The following is a 25666-nucleotide window of genomic DNA, read 5'->3' as shown; positions in this document are numbered from 1 at the left end:
TTCAGATTGCCATCATCACCTGGGGCGTTTTTTTCGTTTTTTTTCGCTCCCGTCGCCCATGCTGGCATATAAATATCCCGAATCATTTTCGCCCTTTGACCACCGAGGCCAAACCGACAGGTGCCATCAATTTGAAATTGTATGACCATCGCGAAATACTGAAAAAACCTTCATACGAATGAATCTCAAGCCGAAACTTCTCTCAACCCTACTGCTCATAGGTGCCGTAACGATTTTGCTGTTCGCAGGTTGTAAGAGATGACCTAAAGATAAATTTCCATATTGAAAAGTTGCCAGCATCTCGACATCAAACCCTGGCAATCAAATATCGCATCCAGCGTGCCAGCCGTAATGGCCGCGCCTGGCGTGAGTGTTTAAACTCAATGGTTTGTTATTTAAAACAACAAACCCAACACCGGACAGCTGTACGTATACATGAACATACGTGCCGACCGCGCCCCTGTACGTTCGAAGGCCTGCTTGAACCGTTCGGGCGCAACACGGCGCCAGCAGTGGCCATGAGCGCCATGAAACTGGTCAACGAAGGCCGTGACGCGTTGATGCTGGTGCTGCCTGCCGACCATGTCATCGATGACCAGAAGGCGCTGCAGCGGGCATTGGCCCTGGCCACGGTGGCCGCCGAGCGGGGCGAGATGGTGCTGTTCGGGGTGCCGGCGACCAAGCCTGAAACCGGCTATGGCTACATTCGTTCGAGCCAGGATGCCTTGCTGCCCGAAGGTGTGGCGCGGGTGGCGCAGTTCGTGGAGAAGCCAGACGAGCAGCGGGCCATCGAGTTCGTCAAGGCCGGGGGGTATTTCTGGAACAGCGGCATGTTCCTGTTCCGTGCCAGCCGCTTTCTCGAAGAGCTGAAAAAGCACGACCCGGACATCTACGACACCTGTTTGCTGGCGCTCGAGCGCAGCCAGGTGGATGGCACCACGTTGACCATCGACGAAGCCAGCTTCGCCTGTTGCCCGGACAACTCCATCGACTATGCCGTGATGGAGAAGACCCAGCGGGCATGCGTGGTGCCGATGTCGGCCGGCTGGAGCGATGTGGGGTGCTGGCAGATGCACCATCACCGCGCCGAGCACTGGATCGTGGTATCCGGTACGGCTGAGGTGACGTGCGATCAGAAGGTATTCCTGCTGACCGAAAACCAGTCGACCTACATTCCGATCGCGTCGGTGCATCGCCTGCGCAACCCCGGCAAGATCCCGCTTGAAATCATCGAGGTGCAGTCGGGCAGTTACCTGGGCGAGGATGACATCGAGCGGTTCGAGGATGTGTACGGGCGAACGTCCGAGTCCGCGCCGTGTGGCGGCGCGGTCAAGGCTGCGTCGCAGTGATTGCGCGGTGATGTGAGGCTGAAGTCCCGGGGCTGATTCGCGCTCCGGCACTTGAGCCCCACCTCGCCTTCCTCAATCCACAGCCGGCCAACCCCTGCCCTTTTGAGCCTTGCCCCATTTCACGCTACGATGCTTCAACCCTCGCGCAACCAAGGTCTGCAAGGCTCATGATCATCGGCGCTCTCCTCATCCTCACCTGGCTGGTGCTGTTACTGCGCTACCCTGCCAAGGCCTTGCCGATTTCGCTGGCCGCCGTGGGGGGGCTGGGCCTGGTGGCCTTGTTCGTCATCTGGCAGGACACTCGCGAAACCTCGCAACTGGCCCGCTTGGACATGCGCCTTGCCTATGCCCCCACCCAATGCCCCGCCGACCGCCCCTTGCAGGTCACCCTGAAGAACGGCAACAAGGTGCCGCTCACCGAGCTGCGCTGGCGTGTGGCGGCCTATGCGCCAGGCGACACAGTCAACCTGGCAGAAAATACCTACAATGCACCGCGCTACCGCGGGCCTGGCGAATTGCAACCGGGCGCGCAGTGGTCCGATTGCCTGCCATTGCCTGCGCTGCGCTCGGGCTACCGTGCACAGACGTTGGAATTCAGGGCCGAGCACCTGCAAGGCAGCTTTGCCAACTGACGCCTTGTCGACGCCCAACGGCTGGCGACCGGTTGGCGACTCGGCGCAGACCCGCTGCCCCTCCACCCAGACCCAAAGGCCTTCTGCATGTCGACAGTCCTGATCACCGGTTGCTCCAGCGGCATTGGCCGCGCCCTGGCCGATGCGTTTCGCGATGCCGGCCATCAGGTCTGGGCCACCGCCCGCCAGGCTGAAGATGTGGCGCGCCTGGCCGCTGCGGGCTTCGTTGCCCGGCAACTGGATGTCAACGACCCACACGCCCTGGCCCTGCTCGCACAGGAACTCGAGGGACTGGACATCCTGATCAACAACGCCGGCTACGGCGCCATGGGGCCGCTGCTCGATGGCGGGGTCGACGCCCTGCAGCGCCAGTTCCAGACAAACGTGTTCGCGCTGGTCGGCGTGACACGCGCGCTGTTCCCCCAGCTGCGTCGCGCCCAAGGCCTGGTGGTGAATATCGGCAGTGTCTCCGGCGTGCTGGTCACGCCGTTCGCCGGCGCCTACTGCGCCTCCAAGGCTGCCGTGAAGGCCCTGAGCGACGCCCTGCGCCTGGAACTGGCGCCGTTCGGCATCCGCGTGATGGAGGTGCAGCCTGGGGCCATCGCCTCGCAGTTCGCCAGCCACGCTCAGCAGCAGGCGCAGCAGGTGCTGGCGCCGCAATCGCCGTGGTGGCCACTGCGTGAACACATCCAAGCCCGGGCCCGCGCCTCGCTCGACAGGCCGACACCGGCGGCGACCTTTGCCCAAGGCGTGCTGAAAGCGACCCAGCGTTCGCCAGTGCCGGCACGGGTGCGGCTGGGCAATGGCAGCACGGCCTTGCCGCTGATGGCCCGCCTGGTGCCGCAGCGTTTACTGGACAAGGTGCTGCGCAGACGGTTTGGCTTGTCACGAACGTTGTAGGCCGGTCACGAGCCTGCGCGTTCAGACCTTGTCGAATGCCTGCCACCCTCCGCCGAGCGCTTTGTACAGCCCCACGAGCGCCTGGGATACCGCGGCAGCGCTGTCGATCCACTGCTCTTCGCTGGCCAGCAAGGCCGACTGCACGGTCAGTACATTGAGAAAATCCACCGCGCCTTCCACGTATTGACGCTGGGCCGTTTCCAGGGCGATGCGGTTCTGACGCACGGCTTCGGCGAGGCGATCGCGACGCAGCTGGCTGGCGTTGTACAGGCGCAGCACATCATCGATTTCATGCCAGGCCCCCAGCACCACCTTGCGGTAGTTCAGGGCCGCTTCCTGCTGCTGCGCCTGGCGCAGGGCCAAGGTGCCCTTGAGGCGACCGCCTTCGAAAATCGGCAGCGACAGCTGCGGCCCGAAGGCGAAGCGGCGAGCATCCCAAGCACCGAAGTCAGCCAGTTGCATGGCCTGGAAACCCACGTTGCCAGACAGCCGGATACGTGGATAAAAATCTGCCTTGGCCACGCCGATACTGGCCGTGGCAGCATGCAGGCGCGCCTGGGCCTGGCGAATGTCCGGACGACGCTCGGCCAGCTCCGACGGCACGCCGATGGCGAACGTCTGCTGCGGGGCGGGCAGCTCACCGGCTTGCAGCAGGCTGCCCTGCAGGCTGCGTGGGGGCTCGGCCGCCAGCAGGCTCAAGGCATTGATCAGATCGTCACGGCGCGCCTGCAAGGTGGGCAGGCGCGACTCGATCAAGGCGACCTGGGCGTTGGCCTGGGCCACGTCGAGCCGGGTGGCCACGCCTTCGGCCTGACGGTCTTCGGACAACTTCAGGCTGTGCCGCGCGACCTTGAGGTTGTCCTCGGTCACCTGCAACGTATGCTGCACCGCGCGCAGCTGGATGTAATCACCGGCCGTTTCGGCGAGCAGGGCCAGCAGGACGCCGTTTCGGTCGTTCTCGGCCACCTCGACACTGGCGTCGGCCGCTTCGACCTGACGCCGCACACGGCCCCAGACATCCAGTTCCCAACCTGCTACCAAGTCACCCTGCCACAGGTTGAAAGCCGATTTGCCCGCGTTGCCGGAGGGGTCGCTCAGCCCTTCGGCGCTGTTGCGGGCACGGCTGTAGCCTGCATTGGCGTCCACCGACGGCTGCTGGTCGGCTGCCACGGTGCTGCGCAGCGCACGGCTTTGCAGCAAGCGAGCACTGGCGATCTGCAGATCGAGGTTGCGCGCGGCGACCTGTTCGATCAGTGCGCTGAGCCGTGGGTCGTGAAAGCTGTCCCACCAGCGCAACTGCATGGGCTCGGCCACAGGTTGGCTGGGCGCGTGCTCACCCTCCAATTGGTCCCACTGCTGGGGCGCGTGGGTATCGGGCTGCTGGAAGTCCGGGCCAAGGGTACAGCCCGTGAGCAGTGCAGCGAGCACTATGGCCGCAGGGGCCTTGCCCCCCAAACGCGTGATGGGCCGCGATGAATGGGCTGCCTGTGGGCCGGCGGGTGCAGGGCTCTGCGCGTAGGCGATGTTCATCGGGCCGTCACCTCGCTACCGGCCAGCTTATCGCCTTGGGTGTCGCTGGTCGTGTCGATGATCGCTTCGACCGACATGCCCACACGCAAGCGCGTCAACAACGGCTGCCCGTCATCGAAGACGATCTTCACCGGGATGCGCTGCACCACCTTGGTGAAATTGCCGGTGGCGTTGTCCGGCTTCACCGCGGCGAACGTCACCCCCGTGGCCGGAGCGATGCTTTCGACGTGCCCATGGAGTCGTTCATCGGCAAAGGTATCGACGCTGATGCTGACTGGCTGACCGGGCTGCACGTGGGTCAATTGGGTTTCCTGGAAGTTGCCTACCACATAGGCCTGCTGCAGGGGCACCACCGACAACAGCCGCGCCCCGGGGTTGACATAGGCCCCGATGCGCAACGCGCGCTCACCGACCATACCGTCCACCGGCGCCGTGATGCGGGTATAGGAGAGGTCCAGCCGGGCCTTTTCCACCCCGGCTTCGGCGCGCTTGAGCTGGCCATCGGCGCTGGCGACCTGAGCGGCGAGGATGTCCACCTGCTTGCGCGCAGCTACCCAAGCTGCACGGGCATTGGCCAGGCGAGCACGGGCCTGATCCACGGCGCTGCGTGCCTGCTGGGCGTTTTGCACGGTACCGGCGCCCTGCTCGGCCAGGCGCCCGTAGCGGCGAACTTCATGATCGGCGAACGCCGCCTCGGCCTCGGCGGCTTTCACCGCTGCCTGGGCCTGAGCAATCAGCGCGTCCTGGCGGTCGAGGGTGGCACGGGCATCGGTGCTCTGAGCCTGGGCCACCAGCAGCTGCGCCTGGGCAGCGTCCAGGGCAGCCTGGTAGTCGCGGGCATCGATGGTGGCCAGCAGTTGGCCGGCCTTGACCTGCTGGTTGTCCTCGACCAGCACCTGGGTGATGAAGCCGGCGACCTTGGGCGCGACCACGGTGTAGTCGGCGGTCACGTAGGCGTCGTTGGTGCTCTGTCGGTGGTCGCTGCCCAGCAGCCAGGGACCGACGAGGGCGGCCAGCACGGCCACGGCCAGCACAGCGCCGATGAACAGGGTTTTACGGTGGGTGGTCATTTGGCGTTTCTCGAATTCAGACAGGGGTCAGGCCACCGCACGCGGCGGATAGACCCGGGTGGGCATGACAGGAATCAGGCAGATCAGGGCCACGGCAATGACGGCCAGGACCAGGTAGAGGTCGGCCGAGGTCAGTACCAGCGCCTGGTCATGGATGCGCCTGGCAAGGCTGGCAGCGTGGTCGTCCAGCAACGGGGCATTGCCCAGGCTGTCGACCAGGTGATTGGAATGGAAATGCCGGCGCAGCGTGCCCAGGGCATCGAGCAGCCCGCCCGCCACGACGGCGGACAAGCCCTTGACGGTGTTGAACCAGGCCGAGGCGAAGGGGCCTTCCTGGGGGCTCATGCCCGTGGTCGAGAGCATCAGCAACGGCAGCACCGCCATCGGCTGGCCGAACACCTGCAACAGGTAGAACGGGTAGAAGTCGGTGCGAATCCACTGGCTGGTGAGCAGGCTGCTGCCGATGCAGGAGGCGGCCAGCATCCCCAGGCCGATGCCCAGCACCCAGCGACAGTCGACTGCGCGGATATTGCAAAGCGCGGCGGTCAGCGGCAGGGCGATCAATTGTGGCATGGCCACCAGCAGCATCAGCGGGCTGGTCTGGGCGGGCCGGTAGCCCTGGAGCTGTGCCAGGTAGGCGGACGGCAAACTACCCACACCCGAGAGGACGATGAGCACGCCTGCGACGGTCAACAGGGCAAAGGCCAGGTTACGCCGGCCCAGCAAGCGCAGCTGGAAAAACGGCAGGGGCTCGGACCACTCGTTGAACATGAACAACACCAACAACAGCAGCCCACCGCCCAGCAGCCAGCAGATCAACGGCGAATCGAACCAGCCCCAGCGATCACCCAAAGACAACCCCAGCACGATACCGCAGATCGCCGGTAACCCAAGCAGCACACCACGCCAGTCGAACTGCCTGAAACGCTCCAGGCGCAATGGGTCCTGCGGCAGCCCCCACGCCACGCAGCCACCGGCCACCAGCGACGGCAGGATGATCTGCCAGAACGCCCAGCGCCAGCCGACGTATTCGGTCCACAAGCCGGCCAACGGTGTACCCAGGTTGGGGCCGAAGGTGGCAGTCAAGGCATAGCACGCCAGGCCGTAGACCTTGATGCCAGGGGGCAGGAAGCGCAGCGCCACGCTCATCAGCATCGGCGGCAGTGCCCCCGAGGCAAGCCCTTGCAGCACCCGCAGCAGCATCAGGCTGTGCAGGTTGGGGGCGAAGGGTTGCAGCAGACCCAGCACTGCGAAGGCACCGATGGCTGCCAGGGTGAAGCGCCGCAGGGAAAAGGTGGTCGCCAACCAGGGCGAGAAGGCCATTGCCGAGACGGAGGCTGCGCTGTACGCCGCCAGCAGCCAGGCCCCCTCATCGGCACCGATAGCCATGGCCCCGCGGATATCGGCCAGGGAAATCTTGGTCACGGACTCGTTGAGGCCCGCACACAGCACCGCCAGCAACACGCCGAACAGCCCAACCACCACCTGCAGGCCGAACGCGCCCTGTGCAGGGGCGGTCGGTGCAGGCGTGGCAGCCAGCCCGCTAGCAGGGGCAGAAACGGCATTCATTTAGAGACATCTCCAGCAACACTTTTACGACTGGAGCGATTTTAGGCAGGGTAAATGCTGACGAAAACTGAATTATTGGCAGTTTTATATTGCGCCAAACGCAACGATGGCCTGTTCAGGGATCGCTTCGGGTACACGCCTTGATCGTCTGACGCAGCCACTGGTGGGCCGGGTCGTTGTCGAAACGTGGGTGCCAGGCCTGCATCACGTTCACTTTTTCAAGCTGTACGGGAATCTCGAAGGCGCGCAGGGGCAGCTTCAGACGCTGGACACTGTTCAGGATGTTGGCCGGAATCGGCAGGATCAGGTCCGAATCGGGTAACGAGAACATCGCCGAGTGAAAGCTGGTGGTGATCAGCGCCACCCGGCGCTCCACCCGATGGTTGGCCAGGGCCACATCGATCGGACCGTTGGCACGGCCGCGACGCGACACGCTGATCTGTGGGAACGCGGCGAAGCGTTGAGGGGTGATGTCCTGGTCGAAGACCGGATGTTCCATGCGCGCCAGGCCGACGAAATAGGTGCTGAACAAACTCTGCACCTTGATCTCCGGCCCCAGCTCCACGGAGGAGCTAACGATCAGGTCGATGTGGCCGTTGCGCAACATGGCATCGTCGTCACTGCTGCCTTCGGGCACGAAGCGCAGCACGGTATTGGGCGCGTCGGCCAGCATCATGCGCAGCAGCTTGGCGCCGTAGAGGGCGATGAACAAGTCGTTGGTACGCACGTTGAAGGCACGGTGCAGCTTGGACAGGTCGACGCCTTCACGGCTGCGAAACACCTGCCCGGCCTGCTCAACCAGGCCATGCACCTGCTCGCGCAGGGCCAGGGCCCGTGGCGTTGGCACCAGCCCGCGACCGGCGCGCACCAGGATGGGGTCGCCCATGGCCTCGCGAATGCGCCCCAGCGTGCGGCTCATGGCGGCTGGGCTGAGGTTCATGCGTTGTGCCGCGCCTACCACGCTGCCTTCATCGAGCAGCACGTCGAGGGCGACCAGCAGGTTCATGTCAGGGAGTTGCATGGCCGTTTTCCGAGACGACGTTGGGAAACGGCGATATTAGCAGGTTGCTCGATTGCGCCCGACGCAATGTGCTCGTGCGTGGCAGGGCCTTTATTCGCAGCCCAGCTGAGGTCGAGAATGGCAGCAGCAGGTTCGGCCCCATGCCGGAAGACGAGCCACCACTGACGATAAAGGATCCCGCATGCCCAGCCCCGTGCTCATTGCCATCGACGCCTCCCCTGCCACTCAAGCGCTGCTCGCCCTGGCCCGCCACTGGTGTCGCCCTGAAGATCATACCTTGCACGTACTGCTGGCCATCGATGCCACCTTTGCCGTGCACGAACAACCGGCGCCCTACACGGCCGACGAACAAGCGCAGTACCCTGCCGCGTGCGAGGAACAGCAACAGGCCGAGCATGCCCTGGGCGAGGCGGTCCGTGCCTTGCAGCAGGCAGGCTTCACCTGCCAGGGCTGCATGGTGGCCGGTCAGCCTGTGGAGGTCATCGTGGCCAGGGCCCAGGCACTGGAATGTGAACTGATCATCATGGGGCACCGTCATCTGTCGCGGCTGGGGCGACTGCTGGACCCCTCGATCAGTGCCAAGGTGATCGATCAGGTCCAGGTGCCGGTACTGGTCGGGGCCGGCTGACCGTAGCGCTTGAGAAGCTGAACATCAGGTGAATGCGGGACCTGTAGGAGCGTGCCGCAGTGTCAGGCCGCCGAGTGCTTCACTGCGGATCGACCACCACCGTACAGGTAGTCCCCGCTGCCAGGAAGAAGCCTTCGGGCACCTGGTCGATATGGATGCGCACCGGCACCCGCTGGGCCAGGCGCACCCAGTTGAAGGTGGGGTTCACATCGGCAATCAGCTCGCGGCTCTGGGGGTTGTCGCGGTCGTAGATACCCCGGGCGATGCTCTCCACATGGCCCTGCAAGCGTTCCCCGCTCATCATCTGCAGTTCGGCAGGGTCGCCTACCTTCACATGGGGCAACTTGGTTTCTTCAAAAAACCCGTACACCCAGAATGACGTCTCGTCTACCACCGCCATCACCGCCTCGCCGGTGCGTGCGTAATCGCCCTTGTGAACGTTCAGGTTGGTCACATAGCCATCGACCGTGGCCACGATCCGGGTACGTTTGAGGTTCAATTCGGCGGCCGCCAGGGCCGCCTGGGCCTGCTGGTAGTCGGCCAGAGCAGCGCTGGCAATGTTGCTGGCATCGTCGCGGTTTTCCTTGGAGATCACCAGGTTGTCCAGGTCGGCACGGCGCCTGGCATTGACCCGGCGCATTTCCCAGGTGGCCTTGCGGGCGGCGACCAGGGCCTTGGCCTGTTCGACCGCCAAGCGGTAGTGTTCCGGGTCGATCTGGATCAACAGGTCGCCCTTGCTGACCCGCTGGTTGTCCTTGACCGGCACATCGACCACGTAGCCAGGCACATCGGCTGCCACGTTGATGATGTCGGCGCGTACCCGGCCATCCCGGGTCCAGGGGGTGGTCATGTAATGCAGCCACAGCTGACGACCGATCACCACGGCGGCCGTCAGGACCAGCAACGTGGCGACAAGGCTGAAGAACTTTTTCATCGAAGGATTCTCACCAGTAGAGCGACAGCGCCAGGGCGCCGAACAGGCAGACGAATAGGCTCAGGCGCAGCAGCGCCGGGTGCCAGAAGAAACGGTAGCCATCAACGCTGGCAATGAACCGGTCAAGCCCCCAGGCCAGGCCTAGCGCAAACAGGAACATCAGGGTCAGGGTGGGCATGTACACGCCGTGGAAGGCGATTTCACGAGGCATGGGGCAACCCTTTGGATGGCGCAAGCGGTGAGTGGGGGTCGAGCAAGGACGAGCGGATGAAGTGCAGGTAGCTCTGCACACGGCGTAGCACTGACGTGTCGAAGTGCCGCGCAAACGGCTCGTCGGTGGCCTGGACCCGGGAAATGGCATGGTCCACCGCCACCAGGGCACGCTCATGATTCCCGACGCTGGGCTGCAGGAACAGGCGCGCCAGGGCACGGCCCATGACCCGGATAGCCTGGCGCCACGGCTGGGACTCGGCATAGGCCGGGTGCACGGGGGCCCGCGCCTGCTCCTTGCGCAGCTCGATAACCGCATGGCCGATTTCCAGCACGCTGAACATCCAGCCCATCAACTGGCTTTGCACCTGGGGCTTGCCGGCCGCCAGGCCATAGGCCTGGTGCAGCAAGTCGCGCGTGCGGCTTTCGAAAGCCGTGCCGATGCCGCGCAGGCGCCCGCTGATGGCAAACAGCACTTGTTCACGCAAGGCCTGCTCCAGCCGGCTCCACAACCAGCGGCTATTGGGTGGCAGGATGATCGCCCCGGCAGCCGCGCACACGAACATGCCGACGACCATGGCGATGTAGTCGTTTATGAAGCTGTACGGGTCATACACCGTCAGGTTGTTGGGCACCGAGCCAATGGCGAAAAACACCAGCAGGCCAATGCCGTAGCCCGAGTAGGCCGGGCGCGACGAGAGAAACGCGCCCAGCACGAACACCGGCGCCAGGACCATGCACAGCAAAGGGAAGCCGTCGATCCAGGGAAACACGAAGAAGGTTTCGAAAAAACCGACCACCGCGCCTATCGCCGTGCCGCAGGCCATCTGGAACGACAGGCGCTTGGGGTTGGGCGAGGCCGCCGACAGCCCGGCAGTGACCGTGGCGATCAAGGTCATCATGGCGCCGCTTGGCCAGTCGCTGATCAGCCAGTAACTGCCCAGCAGCAACAGCACCGCCGCCGAGCGCAGCCCGGCTGCCAGGCATACCAAGGTACTGGTCTGTGCCACGTAGGGTTCGTCCCACTGCTCCCGCGCGTGGTTGTGCACGGCCAGGGAGGCGTGGGTTTCGGCGTAGCTGTACATCTCGTCCACGAAGCGGTAGAGCAACTCGAACGCCGTGTGAAAATCCAGCAGGTCGGCTTCGCCGGGCGCGGTGGCCAGGTAGTCGGCGCGCAAGCTGCGGACCTGGGCCTGCAACCCTTCGCGGTAGGCACCGAGCTCGAGGGTCAGGCGCAAGGCGTCGGCGTCGGTCAGCGCGCGCCCCACATAGGGTTCGAGCAGGGCGACGAGGGTGTGCAGGCCAGGCTCGATGGCGCTGACGATCTGTGCGGGCCCGCGTGCGCGAAGCCGCTCGATCAGGCGGTGCAGGGCGTTGAAGCGTGTGGTGATGGCCATGAATTCGCTGTTCATGCGCACCAGCCGGCCACTGCGCCGACGCATGTGCGGGTCCTCGAAGGCAGTGACGTTGCGCAGGCTTTCCAGCCCCACCGCCTCGGCCACGAAGCGCACATTGCTGCTTTCGAAACGCTCACGCTGACTGTCGCCGCGCAAGGCTTCGACGACTACGGCCGCGAACGCGCCGAAGCGCTGGTACAGGGCGTTGCGCATGGCGGCACTGGCCGACTGCGGCAGGATGGCGGCGCTGACGAAGGTGGACACCAGGATGCCCAGGGCAATCTCCAGCACTCGCCAGACCGCGGCCATGAATGCCTGGTCGGGGTGCTGCAACACCGGCAGGCCGATCATCGCCGCGGTGTAGCCGGCCAGCACGAAGCCATACGCCTGGAAGGTGCGGTAGCGCATGGCGCCTGCCGAGCACAGGCCCACCCAGACGGCCAGGCTGGGCAGAAACAGTTCGGTGTTCTGCGGGAAGACGGCCATCAATGCGACCATCATCACAGAGCCGGCCAGGGTGCCCAGCACCCGGTAGAAGCTCTTGGCGAACACATGCCCGCTTTGCGGCTGCATGACGATGAACACCGTGATCATGGCGGTACGCGGCTGCGGCAACTCCAGGCGCATGGCCAGCCACAAGGTGATGAAGGCTGCAGCCAGCACCTTGAAGATGTACACCCAGGTGACCCCATCGGTCCGCACCCAGGCATGGAAACCGCGCCGCCATTGCAGGCTCTGCAACCAGCGCAGGGGTAAACCCCATGTGCTCATGGGCGTGCTCTCGGCTTGGCGTTGAGGATGGCGAGGGTTGCCGGCGTGGCTGGCGGCGCCTGGCGCTCTTGGTCCGGTACATCCGAGCCGGCTTGCAGGCCGCCGCCCAGCGCCGTCACCAGGGCGGCGTGGGCGATCAGGCGCGCGGCCTGCACCTGCTGCTGAACCTGTTGCTGACGAAACAGCAGCGTTTGCGCGTTGAGCACGTTCAGGTAGTCGGTAAGGCCCCGCTGATAGGCGACCATGGCGATGTCGTAGGTTTTCTGCGCGGCGGCGACCGACTCGGCCGCGAAGTGCGCCTGCGCCTGCATCGACTCGCGACGCACCAACTGATCGGAGATGTCCTTGAGCGCGCCGATCACCGTCTGGTTGTAGCGCGCCACGGCCACATCATAGTCGGCGGCGGCGGCCCCCAGTTGCGCGCGCAGACGCCCGCCATCGAAGATCGGCAGGGTGACGGCCGGGCCGACGGTGTAGTTGAACTTGCGCCCGGTGAGAAACGCCAGCGGGCCGCCGCCGGTGGCGACGAAACCCAGGCTGCCGACCAGGTCCACGTTGGGGAAGAAGCCGGCGTGGGCCATGTCGATCCCACGCGCCTGGGCAGCGACCTGCCAGCGGCTGGCGACCACATCGGGGCGCTGGCCGACCAGTTCGGCGGGTAGCCTGGAGGGCAGCGTCAGCGGTGTGGCAAGGGTCAGGCTGGGGCGCTGCAGCTGCGCGCCCTCCCCTGGCCCCTTGCCCGCCAGGGCGGCCAGCTGATGGGTGGCCAGGACGATAGCCTCGTCCAGGCTGTCGAGCTGGCGATGGGTTTCCGGCAGCGGCGCCTGGGCCTGGCTGACCTCCAGATGGGTGCCGATGCCCGCGTCCAGGCGACGCTGGGCCAGGTCCAGGATCTGCGCTTGCTGCGCCAGTTGAGCCTTGATGATGTCGCGCCGGGCGTAATGCAGGCTCAGCTCGATGTACACGCTCACGACCGTGTGCTGCAGCTCCAACTGTGCCTGCCTGGCCTCTGCTACCTGTCGATGGGCCTGGTCCACGGCCTGCTCGCTGGCATTGCGCTCGCGCCCCCAGAGATCGAGGGCGTAGCTCAAGCCAAGGGTTGCGTTGTTATCCCAGGTGGTGGCACCGGACAAGTCGCCAGGGCCATAGAAGGGGTCATCAGGCCAGTTGTGCCGGTTGAGCGTCGCCTGACCGTTGCCTTGCAGGTGTTCGGCCGACTCGGCAAGGCCAGCCAGGGCACGCGCTTGACGCACCCGTGCTGCGGCGATGGCAAGGCTAGGGTTGGCGGCCAGCGCCAGTGCTATCCAGTGATCGAGCTGGGGGTCGCGGTAGGCGCGCCACCATTGCTGGTCCGGCCAGTGGGCATCGGTGGCGGCCTGTTCGATGGCTGCACTGGGGCTCAGGGTGTTGGCTTGCAGCGTTTGGGTCTGCGGGGCAATGCCCCAGGTTCCGATACAGCCGCTCAAGGTGAGGGCAAGGGCACAGGCACTGAACGCTTGAAGCGTTCCGATGATGCAACGCGGCACAGCTGCGATATCCCGAGGAAGAGGTGGAGGGGCTGGGCAATTCTAGGGGGCAGCCACACTGGCGATAAGCGCTGATTCCTGCGAATCTTTATTACTGAAACGGCGATAATCAGCCTTTGGTCGAAGGCAACTTTTCATCCTGGTTGCGCGACTTCGTGACACAATTTTGTCCTCTACATCGAGAGTGACCCATGGACACCCTGCAAAACATGCGTGCCTTCAGTTGCGTGGCCCAGCTCGGCAGCTTCACGGCCGCAGCGGGCCAGTTGGATACCACCACCGCGAACGTCTCGCGGGCCGTCTCCAACCTGGAAGCTCATCTGCAAACACGCCTGCTCAACCGCACCACCCGCCGCATCGCGCTGACCGAAGCCGGCAAGCGCTACCTGATGCGCTGCGAACAGATTCTGACCTACGTCGAAGAAGCCGAGGCCGAGGCCAGCGACGCCCATGCACGCCCTGCCGGGCAGTTGAAGGTGCACTCGATGACCGGGGTGGGCCAGCATTTCGTGGTCGATGCCATCGCCCGCTACCGCGAATCGCACCCGGACGTGACCTTCGACCTGACCATGGCCAACCGTGTACCCGACCTGCTCGACGAAGGCTACGACGTGTCCATCGTGCTGGCCACCGAGCTGCCGGATTCAGGCTTCGTGTCGCAACGGCTGGGCATCACCTACAGCATCGTCTGCGCGTCGCCGGCCTATATCGCCCGTCATGGCGTGCCGCACAAACCGGCCGATCTGCTCAAGCATGCCTGCCTGCGCATGGTCAGCCCGGTGATACCGCTTGAAAAATGGCTGTTCGACGGCCCCGAAGGCCAGGAAATGGTCAACATCACCAGCTCGCCGTTCATGGTCAACACGGCCGATGCGATGCGCACGGCCATTCGCAGTGGCATGGGGGTGGGGGTATTGCCGATTTATTCGGCCATCGAAGGCTTGCGTAACGGCACCCTGGTGCGAATCCTGCCGCAATACCGGCTGCAGGAACTCAACCTGTATGCCATCTACCCGTCGCGCCAGTACCTGGACGCCAAGATCAAGACGTGGGTGGAGTACTTGCGTAACTCGCTGCCGGAAATCCTCGCGGCCCATGAAGCCGACTTGAAAGCGCACTGAGCCACCACCGGGCCAAGGGTTGCAGCCTGCTGCGCACAACCTGTAGTTTCAGGCTTTTGCCTTCAGGTGAACGATGAAAAAGACCGTCCTTGCCTTCAGCCGGATCACCCCGGCCATGGCCGAGCGCTTGCAGCACGATTTCACCGTGATCATGCCCGATCCCAAACGCGGTGACGTCAACGCGCAGTTCAACGAAGCCCTGCCGCATGCCCACGGCCTGATTGGCGTGGGCCGCAAGCTGGGGCGTGCCCAGCTCGAAGGGGCCGGCAAGCTCGAAGTGGTGTCCAGCGTGTCGGTGGGCTACGACAACTACGATCTGGACTACTTCAACGAGCGCGGCATCGCCCTGACCAATACGCCGGACGTGCTCACTGAAAGTACGGCTGACCTGGGCTTTTCCTTGATCATGGGCTGCGCCAGGCGAACCGCGGAGCTCGACGCCTGGACCAAGGCCGGCCATTGGCAGGCCAGCGTGGGGCCTGCGCTTTTCGGCAGTGACGTGCATGGCAAGACCCTGGGCATCGTCGGCATGGGCAACATCGGCGCGGCCATCGCCCGGCGGGGTCGCCTTGGCTTCAACATGCCGATCATCTACAGCGGCAACAGCCGCAAGACGGCCCTGGAGCAGGAACTGGGTGCGCAGATGCGTAGCCTCGAGCAACTGCTGGGCGAAGCCGATTTCGTCTGCATCGTGGTGCCGCTGTCCGATGCCACGCGCCAGTTGATCGGCGCCCGCGAACTGAAGCTGATGAAGCCCTCGGCGTTTTTGATCAACATTGCCCGCGGGCCGGTGGTGGACGAGGCGGCACTGATCCAGGCCCTGCAGGACGGCACGATCCGCGGTGCCGGCCTGGACGTGTATGAAAAGGAACCCCTGGCCGACTCCCCGCTGTTCAGCCTGCCCAATGCCCTGACCCTGCCCCACATTGGTTCGGCCACCGCCGAGACGCGTGAGGCCATGGCCAACCGCGCCATCGACAACCTGCGCGCGGCGCTGCTGGGTGAACGGCCCAGGGACCTGGTCAATCCTCAGGTGTGGAAAGGCTGAGCACGGGCGTAGCTGACACGGGCCGCAATCAATGCGGCCCTGTTTCATGAACAGGCCTAGGCAGGCCGAGGCACCTCGGGGCTGCGCGCAGCCTTGGGTTTGCGAAACACCAGCACATTGCCCGCCATCACCGCTACCAGGCCAAGCAAGGCGGTGGGCGTCCATTGATAGCCTTCGACGGCCGCCGACACGTTCAGGGCCACCAGCGGGAAAAGCACCGTGCAGTAGGCCGCACGCTCCGGCCCCATGCGCCCGACCAAGGTCAGGTATGCGGTGAACGCGATCACCGAGCCCGGCACCGACAGGTACAGCAGTGAGCCCACGTAGCGTGCGCTCCACTCCATCTCGAACGGAATCCCACCCACCAGGCAGGCAATTGCCAGCATGCCTGCTCCATAAGCCATGCCCCAGGCATTGGTGGTCATGGGCTTGAGCCCGGCCGCCTGCTGAACACTCGAAAGCATGTTGCCTGCCGAAAAACACAAGGTGCCAAGCAGCGCCAGACCAAGGCCATAGAGGGTTTGGCGGCTGGCCGCATGATGCGACAGCTCCGGCCAGAACAGCAGGCCCAGGCCCAGTAACCCCAAGGCGCCACCGCCTAGTACATGCGGGGCCACCTGCCGGCCAAAAAACAGCCGAGCATTGATCGCGTTCCACAAGGTGGCGGTGGAGAACACCACGGCAATGAGGCCGCTGGCGATCCATTGGCTGGCGCTGAGAAAGCAGATGAAGTTGATGCAGAACAAGCATAGCCCCTGGGCCAGGCAGATCTGGTGGCCACGCCGACCCATGGGCTGCAGGCGCCGGGTGAGCAACAGCACGGCAAACAGGATCAGTGCTGCCAAGGCAAAGCGATAGACGATGGATACGGGGATGGCGACCCCACCTAGCTGGAATTTCAGGGCAATCCAGGTCGTACCCCAGATCAGCACGGTGAGCAGGTAGAGCGACAGGTTCATGGTGTGTTTCCTTTGGGCCTTCCACGGGTGTCCCGGCCAAGGCAGGCCTGCCTGGGGTAACGGGCACCGCCAGTATTTCGCTCGGTAGCCCTGCTCTGCTTGCATAAACTTGCGCTTTTGCGCATCAGAGCGCTGTCACCTGCCCTTGGCCGCAGTAGCATGTACAGCAGAGGTAGGCCCCGATGACGCCATTCACGCAGCTGCAAGTGTTCAATGTGATGCATGCATCCCCCAACGCCCGCCTGGAGCTCAGCGCGCACCTGGGCGACGGGCTGGCGGCTGCGCTGTGGCGCAACCGCGACGATGCCCGCGACTACCAGGCACCCAGCCACCACACCCTGTCCTGCTACCTGGCTGACGGTACCGGCACCTTTCGGCGCCAACGCCCGGCCGACAAGGGGGCTCCGGACAAGCTGTGCGTATTGCCGGCCGAGCACGAATCGAACTGGGTGATCAACGGGGCCATCCGCATGGCCCACCTGTATGTGAGCCCGGCGCAGTTCGCGCTGGGGTGCGTACGCCTGCTCGACCGGGAGCCGCGGGCGCTGCAACTGCAGGAGGCGACCTTCATGGACGACCCCAGGCAGGCCCTGCGCTTTCGCCAGCTGTCAGGCCTTGACTGGAACGAGCCGGCCGAACGTTTGCTGGCCAGCAGCCTGGCCCACGAGATCGTCGACCATGCCTTGCTCAGCCAAGTGGGCCTGCGCCAGGGGCTGCGCCTGAAGGGCGGGCTGGCGCCCAGCCAGCGCCGGCAGTTGATCGACTACATCGAAGCCCACCTGGAGCATGCCCTTACCCTGGGCGAGCTGGCCGTGCGCTGCAACCTGTCCGAGTACCATTTCGCACGCATGTTTCGCGTGAGCTTCGGCTTGCCCCCCCATCAATACCTGCTGGCCCGGCGCCTGCACCGGGCGTGCCTGCTGCTGCGGCTGGGCCATGCGCCCCTGGGCGAGGTGGCCCTGGCCTGCGGTTTCGCCAGTGCCAGCCATTTCAGCAATCGCTTCCGCCAGGTGCTGGCGGCCACGCCTGGGGAGTATCGCCAGGCCCTGGGCCGCAGGGCTGGTCGCTAGAATTCGAAGGTGCCCGATACGCTCACCTGCCGCGCATCGCCCACCGCCACGAAGTACTGATTCACCGACGAGCTGTAGTACACCTTGTCGAACAGGTTCTTGACGTTCAGTTGCAGGCGAACGGTGTGCGCGTCCAGCTGGGTCTCGTAGCTGGCGAAGGCGTCGGCCACCGTGTAGGACGGCAGGTCGAAGGTGTTGGTGGCATTGCCGGTACGCTCGCCCACATAACGCGCCCCGGCACCGGCGCGCAGGCTGTCGCCACCGACCAGGCTGCCGAAATCGTAGACGGCGGACAACGAAGCGCCGTGCCGCGCCACGTTCTGCAGGCGGTTGCCCTTGAGGGCCGGGTCCTGGGTGACCTTGGCATCGGTGAAGGCGTAGCTGCCGATCAGGCTCCAGCGCTCGCTCAACTGGCCGGTCAGGTCCAGCTCGACGCCCCGGGAGTTCACTTCACCGGCATTGCTGTAGACCGTCTCGCGGGTGCTCGAATCGAAGTTGGACACCAGAACGTTGCGCTTGGTGATGTCGAACAAGGCCAGGGTGCCGGTGATGCGCCCTGGTACGTCGAGCTTGGCCCCAAGCTCCCACGACTTGCCCTCTTCCGGGGCGATGGCGCCGTCGAGCACCACGTTGCCGGCCAGTGGTGCAATGGTCGAGTTGGGCTTGAACGATTCGCTGTAGCTGCCGTAGAACGAGAGCTGTTCATCGACCTTGTACACCACCCCCGCATGGGGGACCCAGGTTTGCCCACTGATGTCGGTGTTGGCCCTGAACGGGCGTCCGCGACCGGCGTACTGGTCATATTGCTGGAAGCGCCCACCGGCCACCAGGATCCAGTGATCGTCCAGGTGCAGCGCATCCTGCATGAACAAGGCGTCGGTGCGCAGCTCGTCGGTCTGGTCACTGTCGGAGGCGCGCACTGTGCTGCCCTCCACTTCACGCTCATACACAGGGTTCAGGTAGCTGAAGGGGGTGCGCGGCGTCTGGCGGATCAGGTCGGCGCGGTACACCTTGCGGTCTTCATGGTCCAGGCCCACCAGCAGATCATGCTGCAGGCCTGCCAACTGGACTGTGCCGGCCAGGCTCGCCGTGACGAACTGGTCTCGGCTCATGGCACCGCGCGTGCCATCGATGCTGCGCGTTAGTGTGCCGGTGCGCGGGTTGACCCCGGTCACGCGGACCTGGCTGGCGTCATAGGTTTCCCGGTTGAAGCTGTAGCCCAGGTGCAGCTTCCAGTCGTCGGCAAGCTGATGGTCCAGTTGCAGGCTGTAGAGGTCGGAGCGGCCCTGCATGTCGTTGAACGGCTCATCCAGGCGCCGCGTGGCCGGGATGTTGAGCGGATGGCCGTCGTTGCCGAAGGCCGTGCCGCGGTCGAACGGGTAAAGAAATTCACGGTGCTCGTAGGCCACCACTATTTGGGTATCCTCGCCCAGCCAGGCCAGCGAGGGGGCCAGCAGTGTCTCGCGGCGCACGCCGTAGTTGCGCCAGTAGTCTTCGTCCGTGTGGTCGGCAATCAGGCGGTAGGCCAAGTTGCTGTCGCCCAGCGCACCGGTGCTGTCGAACCCACCACCGCTGCCGTTCTTGCCATCGCCGTAGGTCGAGCCGCGTGCAGTCAGTGCGTTGTAGGCCTGGAGCTGAGGCCGCTTGCTGACCACGTTGATCACCCCGCCTGGATCCTGGATGCCGTACAACAGCGAAGCCGGCCCCTTGAGCACCTCGACCCGCTCGGTGCTGGCGCTGAGGCTGCGGCCCTGCACCAACGGCATGCCATCGCGCATGATCGAACCGTCGCGGTTGTCGCCAAAGCCCCGCTTCATGACAGTGTCGGAGGTACCGCCGAAATTGTTGCCTTGGGTAATGCCGCTGACGTTGGCCAGGGCATCATCCAGGTTGCGCGGCGCCTGGTCGCGCAGTACTTGGGCGGGCACCACGTTGATCGCCTGGGGGATGTCCTGGGTGGGGCCCTGGCCGCGCATGATCGAGGTGGTGGTCGGTGGCTGATAGCTCAAGCTGTCGAGCTGCGAAGTCACGGTGGTGGCCTGCAGGTTCAAGGCACCGGCGGTGTCCAGTGCCTGCAGGGTAAAGGTATGGGCATCGACCCGTTGCCAGGTCAGCCCGGCATTACCCAACAAGCGCTGCAACGCCTGCTCGGCGCTCAAGGCCCCGTGCAGCGCAGGCGCTTGCACGGCAGGTAGCGTCAGGGTATGGACCACGCTCTGCCCGGTAACGCGGCTGAAGGCGGCGAGGGCCTGGATCAGTGGCTGGGCAGGTTGGTCGAAGGTATAAGCTTGCGCGCGTTGCGCCGCACTCGCCGCCTGGGTGTAGATGAACGGCGGGAGTACTGCAAGACCGAGCCAAAGGGGGACGCAACGCAAGGTAGACTTCATGGACGCTGACCTGAGAGAGGGTATTGAGTGCGAATGAATCGCACTTTCACGCACTACACGGTTATGGCGTGCTGTTACCTCACCTGCGGTAGGAAGTTTTTTGGAGGGCATGAAATAGGGTGGTCAACGACCAGCAATCAACGGATAACCGTGAACCGACCAAGCACTGTCTGACGCGAAAAGCCGAGCACTGCGCCCAGTGAGTCCAGCGCCTGCAAGGGTTCGGCAATGGGGAAGCTGCCACTGACTTCACGCCGCCCCAAAGCCTCGTTCAGCAGCACGATGTGGCCGGGGTAATAGCGACCCAGTTCCTCAACCACCTGGGCCAGGGGCGCCTGGGAATAGGTCAGCCAACCCTCGCGCCATGCCAGGTGCTGCGCGCTGTCGACCGACAACGTGTGGCTGACCTGCCCCGCGCCGTAGCTCACCTGCTGATTGGCAATCAACTCACGTGCCATGGCCCCCTTGGACGGGCTGACCGCCACGCGACCGGCGCGGACGGTGACCTGGGTGGCGGCGCCCTGCTCGCGCACTTCGAACTCGGTGCCCAGCACTCGCACCTGCCCCTGCGCGGCCTGCACCACAAAGGGCTCGCCGGTGTGGGTGACCTTGAAGAACGCAGCACCGTGCAGCAACCGCACGCGGCGCTGGCCGTTTTCGAATTGCACGGCAATCGCACTGTGGGCGTCCAGCGTGACCGCCGAGTGGTCTGGCAAGGTCACTTCGCGCCGGTCGGCCGACGTGCTGTAGTCGGCGCGCAGGTCCAGCAGCCAATGACCGGGCTGCCACCCACCGAGCATGCCGATGGCCATGATCAGGCAAGCGGCCATGGCCAACGCCCCTGCACGCCAACGTCCGGGGCGCCTGGCAGCGGGCGGGCTCATCCGGTCGAGGTAATGTTGCAGGGCCAGCCGGTCTTCATCGGCCAGAGTCGCCGCAGCGGGGGCGCTGTGGTTCCACAGCGCCTGCGCCTGCTCGTACGCGACCGGATGCCGCGGGTCGGCCAGCAGCCAACGCCTGAACGCCGCACTGCGGGCTTGCTCGGGCTGCCCGTTGATGCGTACAAGCCACTGCAGGGCGGCATCGGACTGCGCTTGGGTGACAACAGGTAACGTGGTGGTCACGGCGTGCCCCGTGGTCGTCGTGGAATGGGCGCGGCCTGGGCGACACTGGCCTTGCACGCTTGCAGGGCACGCATCATATGTTTTTCCACAGCGCTTTGGGACAGTTGCATGGCGCGTGCTATTTCGCTGTACGTGCAGCCGTGGACACGGTTGAGCAGAAAGATTTGCCGGGTACGCTCGGGCAACGCACGCAAGGCGTTTTCGATGCGTTGCAGATCGTCGTCCACCTCCAGGGTCTGCTCCAGCGTCTGGCTCACAAGGTGCGCGCTGCCCTGTGAAACATCGGCCAAAGCACGCTGGCGGCTGCTTTCGCTGCGCAGGTGATCGATGGCCAGGTTGCCGGCGCAGCGCATCAAGTAGGTGTCCAGGGCTTCGACCTTCACTTGCGCACGCCCCCAGAAGCGCAAGAACAGCTCCTGGACCAAGTCGGAGGCGGTGGCCCGGCAACCTACCCGGCGACTGACCAGCGCCTCCATGCGCGCGCGCTGGGCCATGAAGACCTGGATAAAGCGGGCACGAGCGCTCGATTCACACTCTGAGCCGTCATTCTGCGTCGTGGGGCTCATGGCATCATCCGGCTAACAGGACCAACAACGGCCCCAGCAATGCACTGACAGCGGCCAGGCCGACCAGCAAGCGAGGCAGGTACGCCAGCCCGAACACCCACAAGGTCACACCTACCATCGCAACGGCCGTCCACTCCACAAGACCGTGAGCCCAGCCCCGCGCCTGCACGCCAAGGACCAATGAAACCAGCAGCATGAGCCAGCCGGTCGCTCGTAACAGCCGCGGTTGTCCTGGACCAGGCGCGCGGCCCAGCAGCGCTTGGAAGTGCTTGGGCATGGCCAGACACAAGGCGGCGAACCCCGCGAAGGCGATCAGGGCGATACCGAGCATCACTGGGCCTGCGCCGTTTCATGGCCAACCTGGCTGGCGCGTGAACGGGAAGGCTTGGCCAAGGCCAGCGCAGGGCGCAGCTTCTTGCTTGCCAGCCAGGCCAGGAACAGGCCGCAGCCCAATGCGGTGAGATCGAACCCAGCCATGCTCCAATCGCCATCGATGATGGCGTGGTTGAGCCCGTGCGCGGTCGTCAACGCGTTGAGCAGTGGCAACAGCGTGAAGGCCAGCGCCCCGAGCGCCAGCTGCTCGCCCCAGGCGCGGCGACCGCTACGCGCCATCGCGTGCACCAGTGCCAGGCCCCATGCCATGAAGAACGCATTGACCTCCCAGTCGGCACGGGTTTCAAGCGCCGCCGGCAGCAGCCGGTTAGCCCAGAAAAAGCAGGCCACTGCCAACAGCAGCCCGCTCATGCTGACGATGTTGAGCACCTCCACCAGACGCAGCTCACGCGGAACGCGCGGGGCCTTGGCATGCTTGAGCTGGCGCTTGTCCAACCACATCACCAGGCCGGTCCCGATCACGGCAGTGCCTGCCAGCCCGAAGCAGAAATACAGCCACCGCAGCCAAGGGCCGGCAAAATTGCCCATGTGCAACCCGGCGAAACTGAATGCCGTCAGCATGGCGCCACTTTCGGGCTTGCCTTGTTCGAGCAGCGCGCCTGTGGCGCCGTCGAAGGTCCAGTTGGCACTGCGCCGATAGGCAACGTGGTCGGCGGCAGACTGGGTGAAGGTGACCCGTGCGTTGCTGTCGCCCGGGTTCTCGACCCGAATGTTGCCCACCCGCGCCCCTGGTTGCAGCGCCTGGACCTGGGCATAGAGCGCCGGCAGTGGGGCAAGCGGCGCGGCGACCTGAGCTGCCTTGGGCGCCTCCCCTGCCCCAAACAAATCATTGAAGTACTTCGAGGTGTCATCACCGTAATGCGCCATCAGCCCTGCGGGCATGACCAGGTACATGAACAGCACCAGGCTACTGTAGCTGATCATCAGGTGAAACGGCAGCACCAGCACGCCGATGGCGTTGTGGCCGTCCAGCCAGGAGCGCTGGCCCTTGCCAGGGCGGAAGGTGAAGAACTCCTTGAACAGTTTCTTATGGGTGATGATGCCGGTGACCAGGCCGAGCAGCATGATCAGAGCGCAGAATGTCGACAGCCAGCGGCCATACGGATAAGGCATCTGCAGCTGGAAGTGGAACCGGTAGAAGAACTCCCCGCCGCGACTGTCGCGCGCCATGACGGGCTCGCCCGTCTTGGCATCCAGGGTCTGGGTGACGAAGCCACGAGGCCCTCCGTTCGCATCCCGGTACCCGACCTTCACCCCTGCTTCACGCTCATTGGGCAGGCGGATGAACCAGCTTTGCGAAGCGGGCGCCTGACCTTGCAGATAGCGCTGCGCCGCTGCCAGCGCGGCTTGCGGGTTGGGTGCGTAATGGCCTATCTCAGGCTGCATCCAGTGGGTGATTTCTTCCTTGAAATACGACAGGGTGCCGGTGAGGAAGATGGCAAAGAGCAGCCAGCCGAACAGCAGGCCAGTCCAGGTATGCAGCCAGGCCATCGCCTGGCGAAAGCCGTCTTTCATGACAATTTCATCCAATGGACCAGCGCGCCGAGCATCCCGAGCACCAGGCTCGGTATCAACACGCCCAGCCACGCCCGCCAGGCGTCACGGCAGGCAAAGCAACCGATGAAGGCCAACACGTAGAACACGAACGACAGCATCAGGCCGATCAGCGTGGCGTCGACCGGCGATATGGGCAGCGACACAGCCACGCAGAAACTGGCCGTAGACGCCAACAGATAACCGCCAAGCAACGCCGCCAGGCTGCGTGAAGCCACGGCCAGGCGATAGCTGGGCGTGAGGCTGGCGGGTCTACGGGTCATGGCCAAGTCCGGAAATGTTGAAGCCAGCAATAATAATGATATGGATTCTCATATGCAAAGCCTGGCCGACAGCGTGCCGGACAAAAGTGAGCAATCGGCTTTGCTACAAGACATTTATTTTCACGAGGGGGTTGAATTCGCTAATGGCTTGCCTGACCTTAGAGTCAAGAGGCGCAGAAATTCCAAGGGTCTCAAGGGCCTGGCGTCTCCATGCGAGCAAGCTGAATAAGGATTGAATCATGCAAATCCAGGTCAACAGCAGCAACCACATCGATGGCAATGCCCGGCTCGACGAGTGGGTCCGCAACACGGTGCAAGACACCCTGGAGCGCTATGAGGAAGACCTCACCCGTATCGAGGTGCACCTGCGCGATGAAAACGGCGGCAAACCCGGACCACAGGACAAGCGCTGCCAGATGGAGGCTCGCCCCAAAGGCCATCAGCCGATCTCGGTGACCCACACGGCCAACTCGCTTGACCAGGCGGTGGAAGGCGCGGCCACCAAGCTGACCCATGCGCTGGAGCACCTGTACGGCAAGTTGCGCAGCAAGCGTGGCGTGCTGGAGCTGAGCGATCCGGAGGCTTGATCGCTTGACCGGAACGGGGCCGCGCAGCGGCCCTTGCCTTATCCAACCGCAAGGGCTCAGCCTTGCACTACTGCCGCTGTGCCGCGACCGATAAACGGTTGGAACCCGGTCCCACCCCCGCCAGTCAATTTCTGCATCATCACGTTGCAGAAGTGCCATCATGACCAACCCATTCGATCAGATCAGTGCAGCGTTCAGCCCCCAGTACCGGGTCAACCTGAGCATCGAGGCGCTCGACAGGAGCATCATGCTCACCTTGTCTGACGAGGCGGGCATCGCCGCCAAACGCTTGATCAGCCAGGCGCAACGCAATGACCCTGCCCGCCTGCAACGGGTCATCGACAGCATCCGCCTGGGCCTGGCGATAGACCGCAGCCAGAACCCCATGCAAGTACTCGCCGCCCTTACGCGCCCCAGTGGTGATCAAGCACGCAACGTCGTGGCCAACTGAGGGTCACTTACCCTCTTCCACATCCTTGCCGCTGGCGTCCAAGGCCTTGGTCGACGGATAGCGATACGACGCGTAGCGCACCACCAGAATGGCGAATGCCAGCAGCAGAATCCCCCCGCACACGTACAGCAGCCCCACATCGGGCGCCTTGTGGTGCGACACGTCGCCAATCAACAGGCGGGTGAGCGCGGTGATGGCCACGTACAGCAGAAAGCGGATGGGCATGTGGTTGGTCTTGAATGACCTTGTCGCCTGTCGGCTTAGTTAGCCATTCGAATGATGGCTAATTGAGATCCATTTGATATCATTCCTTGATGGTCTTCAAACTGAAAACCTACTGAACAGTCAAGGAAAAACGATGCTCGTTGGACTATTTCTAAAAAATTATAAAACATATCAGCATTTAACTTTTTTGCCTTTTATAAAAGATACAAATCATAAGCTGAGTATATTTATTGGCCAAAATGGAGCTAGCAAATCGTCAGTTCTCGAATCTCTAGACACACTTTTTAACGGGCGAGAATGGAACTCCAACATTTTCTCCAGAAAGACCGATGGATTTATCTGCCCGGTATTCCTCATACCCAAAAATTTGTTGAGAGGCAA

The 25666-nt window shown here is 64.1% G+C and carries 26 protein-coding genes and 2 pseudogenes; 12 read left to right on the top strand and 16 right to left on the bottom strand.

Annotation, left to right across the window (positions count from 1 at the left end):
• The 4 genes and pseudogenes from ACK59L_RS17700 to ACK59L_RS17685 form a co-directional block, all read left to right on the top strand.
• Window positions 1-182: hypothetical protein (locus ACK59L_RS17700; RefSeq protein WP_409275074.1), on the top strand; the 182-nt coding region annotated here is incomplete at its 5' end.
• A 189-nt stretch (window positions 183-371) separates the two neighbouring features.
• Window positions 372-1349, top strand: a pseudogene (locus ACK59L_RS17695) (sugar phosphate nucleotidyltransferase); the annotation flags it as partial.
• A gap of 167 nt (window positions 1350-1516) precedes the next feature.
• A complete protein-coding gene (locus tag ACK59L_RS17690; protein WP_058604910.1) occupies window positions 1517-1981 on the top strand; it encodes a hypothetical protein in 465 nt (154 codons plus the stop codon).
• 87 nt (window positions 1982-2068) lie between these two features.
• The gene (locus ACK59L_RS17685) at window positions 2069-2881 is read left to right on the top strand and encodes an SDR family oxidoreductase (RefSeq protein WP_409275072.1); all 813 of its coding nucleotides are present in this window, start codon (window positions 2069-2071) and stop codon (window positions 2879-2881) included.
• A gap of 21 nt (window positions 2882-2902) precedes the next feature.
• Here ACK59L_RS17685 and ACK59L_RS17680 read toward each other — a convergent pair whose 3' ends face one another.
• The 4 genes from ACK59L_RS17680 to ACK59L_RS17665 all read right to left on the bottom strand — a co-directional run bounded on the left by ACK59L_RS17680 (window position 2903) and on the right by ACK59L_RS17665 (window position 8071).
• Complete coding sequence (locus tag ACK59L_RS17680) at window positions 2903-4411, bottom strand: efflux transporter outer membrane subunit (protein ID WP_196135125.1); 1509 nt, start codon at window positions 4409-4411, stop codon at window positions 2903-2905.
• A complete protein-coding gene (locus tag ACK59L_RS17675; RefSeq protein ID WP_196135126.1) occupies window positions 4408-5481 on the bottom strand; it encodes an HlyD family secretion protein in 1074 nt (357 codons plus the stop codon). Before ACK59L_RS17675 ends, ACK59L_RS17680 begins: the two co-directional genes overlap by 4 nt.
• A gap of 27 nt (window positions 5482-5508) precedes the next feature.
• Window positions 5509-7050 (bottom strand): MFS transporter, encoded by a 1542-nt coding sequence (locus tag ACK59L_RS17670; protein ID WP_409275069.1) that lies wholly within the window; start codon window positions 7048-7050, stop codon window positions 5509-5511.
• 115 nt (window positions 7051-7165) lie between these two features.
• Window positions 7166-8071: a LysR family transcriptional regulator gene (locus ACK59L_RS17665; RefSeq protein WP_409275067.1), complete on the bottom strand. Its 906-nt coding sequence runs from the start codon at window positions 8069-8071 to the stop codon at window positions 7166-7168.
• 181 nt (window positions 8072-8252) lie between these two features.
• Between ACK59L_RS17665 and ACK59L_RS17660 the strand changes: the two genes are divergently transcribed.
• Window positions 8253-8699 (top strand): universal stress protein, encoded by a 447-nt coding sequence (locus ACK59L_RS17660; protein ID WP_409275065.1) that lies wholly within the window; start codon window positions 8253-8255, stop codon window positions 8697-8699.
• A gap of 79 nt (window positions 8700-8778) precedes the next feature.
• Here the strand turns inward: ACK59L_RS17660 and ACK59L_RS17655 are convergent, their stop codons facing one another.
• From ACK59L_RS17655 to ACK59L_RS17640, 4 genes are read right to left on the bottom strand one after another with little or no spacing between them, the layout of a single operon-like run.
• The gene (locus ACK59L_RS17655; RefSeq protein WP_409275063.1) at window positions 8779-9633 is read right to left on the bottom strand and encodes an efflux RND transporter periplasmic adaptor subunit; all 855 of its coding nucleotides are present in this window, start codon (window positions 9631-9633) and stop codon (window positions 8779-8781) included.
• Between the two features lie 10 nt (window positions 9634-9643).
• Entirely contained in the window at window positions 9644-9844 is a 201-nt protein-coding gene (locus tag ACK59L_RS17650; protein WP_023534307.1) for a DUF1656 domain-containing protein, read from the bottom strand.
• On the bottom strand, window positions 9834-12011 hold the full coding sequence (locus ACK59L_RS17645; protein WP_409275061.1) for an FUSC family protein: 2178 nt from the start codon (window positions 12009-12011) through the stop codon (window positions 9834-9836). Before ACK59L_RS17645 ends, ACK59L_RS17650 begins: the two co-directional genes overlap by 11 nt.
• Window positions 12008-13537 carry an efflux transporter outer membrane subunit gene (locus ACK59L_RS17640; protein ID WP_409275059.1) on the bottom strand — a complete coding sequence of 510 codons (1530 nt, stop codon included), beginning with the start codon at window positions 13535-13537 and terminating at the stop codon, window positions 12008-12010. Before ACK59L_RS17640 ends, ACK59L_RS17645 begins: the two co-directional genes overlap by 4 nt.
• Before the next feature lie 191 nt (window positions 13538-13728).
• On the opposite strand from ACK59L_RS17640, the gene ACK59L_RS17635 reads away from it, so the two are divergent.
• Window positions 13729-14658, top strand: coding sequence for a LysR family transcriptional regulator (locus ACK59L_RS17635; protein WP_058604901.1), 930 nt, complete (start codon window positions 13729-13731; stop codon window positions 14656-14658).
• A gap of 73 nt (window positions 14659-14731) precedes the next feature.
• Window positions 14732-15706 carry a 2-hydroxyacid dehydrogenase gene (locus ACK59L_RS17630; RefSeq protein WP_409275056.1) on the top strand — a complete coding sequence of 325 codons (975 nt, stop codon included), beginning with the start codon at window positions 14732-14734 and terminating at the stop codon, window positions 15704-15706.
• 56 nt (window positions 15707-15762) lie between these two features.
• Here ACK59L_RS17630 and ACK59L_RS17625 read toward each other — a convergent pair whose 3' ends face one another.
• Window positions 15763-16665, bottom strand: coding sequence for a DMT family transporter (locus tag ACK59L_RS17625; protein ID WP_409275054.1), 903 nt, complete (start codon window positions 16663-16665; stop codon window positions 15763-15765).
• Between the two features lie 182 nt (window positions 16666-16847).
• Between ACK59L_RS17625 and ACK59L_RS17620 the strand changes: the two genes are divergently transcribed.
• Entirely contained in the window at window positions 16848-17735 is an 888-nt protein-coding gene (locus ACK59L_RS17620) for a helix-turn-helix domain-containing protein (RefSeq protein ID WP_058637190.1), read from the top strand.
• Here ACK59L_RS17620 and ACK59L_RS17615 read toward each other — a convergent pair.
• From ACK59L_RS17615 to ACK59L_RS17590, 6 genes are all read right to left on the bottom strand, one after another.
• Window positions 17732-20122, bottom strand: a complete 2391-nt coding sequence (locus ACK59L_RS17615) for a TonB-dependent siderophore receptor (protein ID WP_409275052.1) — start codon at window positions 20120-20122, stop codon at window positions 17732-17734. The genes ACK59L_RS17620 and ACK59L_RS17615 overlap by 4 nt on opposite strands.
• Window positions 20123-20259: 137 nt before the next feature.
• Window positions 20260-21246: a FecR family protein gene (locus ACK59L_RS17610; protein WP_409275050.1), complete on the bottom strand. Its 987-nt coding sequence runs from the start codon at window positions 21244-21246 to the stop codon at window positions 20260-20262.
• Window positions 21243-21812, bottom strand: a complete 570-nt coding sequence (locus ACK59L_RS17605) for an RNA polymerase sigma factor (RefSeq protein ID WP_409275048.1) — start codon at window positions 21810-21812, stop codon at window positions 21243-21245. The genes ACK59L_RS17610 and ACK59L_RS17605 overlap by 4 nt, the downstream gene beginning before the upstream one ends.
• Before the next feature lie 4 nt (window positions 21813-21816).
• On the bottom strand, window positions 21817-22143 hold the full coding sequence (locus tag ACK59L_RS17600; protein ID WP_409275046.1) for a DUF3325 domain-containing protein: 327 nt from the start codon (window positions 22141-22143) through the stop codon (window positions 21817-21819).
• Window positions 22143-23720: a PepSY-associated TM helix domain-containing protein gene (locus ACK59L_RS17595; protein WP_409275044.1), complete on the bottom strand. Its 1578-nt coding sequence runs from the start codon at window positions 23718-23720 to the stop codon at window positions 22143-22145. The genes ACK59L_RS17600 and ACK59L_RS17595 overlap by 1 nt, the downstream gene beginning before the upstream one ends.
• Complete coding sequence (locus tag ACK59L_RS17590; RefSeq protein ID WP_409275042.1) at window positions 23717-24022, bottom strand: DUF3649 domain-containing protein; 306 nt, start codon at window positions 24020-24022, stop codon at window positions 23717-23719. The genes ACK59L_RS17595 and ACK59L_RS17590 overlap by 4 nt, the downstream gene beginning before the upstream one ends.
• On the opposite strand from ACK59L_RS17590, the gene ACK59L_RS17585 reads away from it, so the two are divergent.
• From ACK59L_RS17585 to ACK59L_RS17575, 3 genes are all read left to right on the top strand, one after another.
• Complete coding sequence (locus ACK59L_RS17585; RefSeq protein WP_409275040.1) at window positions 24021-24251, top strand: hypothetical protein; 231 nt, start codon at window positions 24021-24023, stop codon at window positions 24249-24251. The two genes, ACK59L_RS17590 and ACK59L_RS17585, sit on opposite strands and share 2 nt — an antisense overlap.
• A gap of 10 nt (window positions 24252-24261) precedes the next feature.
• The gene (locus tag ACK59L_RS17580; protein WP_058604891.1) at window positions 24262-24609 is read left to right on the top strand and encodes an HPF/RaiA family ribosome-associated protein; all 348 of its coding nucleotides are present in this window, start codon (window positions 24262-24264) and stop codon (window positions 24607-24609) included.
• 160 nt (window positions 24610-24769) lie between these two features.
• The gene (locus tag ACK59L_RS17575; RefSeq protein ID WP_409275038.1) at window positions 24770-25060 is read left to right on the top strand and encodes a DUF3509 domain-containing protein; all 291 of its coding nucleotides are present in this window, start codon (window positions 24770-24772) and stop codon (window positions 25058-25060) included.
• 3 nt (window positions 25061-25063) lie between these two features.
• Here ACK59L_RS17575 and ACK59L_RS17570 read toward each other — a convergent pair.
• Window positions 25064-25306: pseudogene (locus ACK59L_RS17570) on the bottom strand (phosphate-starvation-inducible protein PsiE); the annotation flags it as partial.
• Window positions 25307-25418: 112 nt separating this feature from the next.
• On the opposite strand from ACK59L_RS17570, the gene ACK59L_RS17565 reads away from it, so the two are divergent.
• On the top strand, window positions 25419-25666 hold a 248-nt coding region (locus tag ACK59L_RS17565; protein ID WP_409275036.1), incomplete at its 3' end, for an AAA family ATPase.

It is taken from the genome of Pseudomonas sp. KCJK9111, from assembly GCF_046231935.1.
Classification (GTDB): domain Bacteria; phylum Pseudomonadota; class Gammaproteobacteria; order Pseudomonadales; family Pseudomonadaceae; genus Aquipseudomonas; species Aquipseudomonas parafulva_B.
The sequence above is the reverse complement of the archived record's forward strand: the minus strand, read 5'-3'. Positions and strand labels throughout refer to the sequence as shown.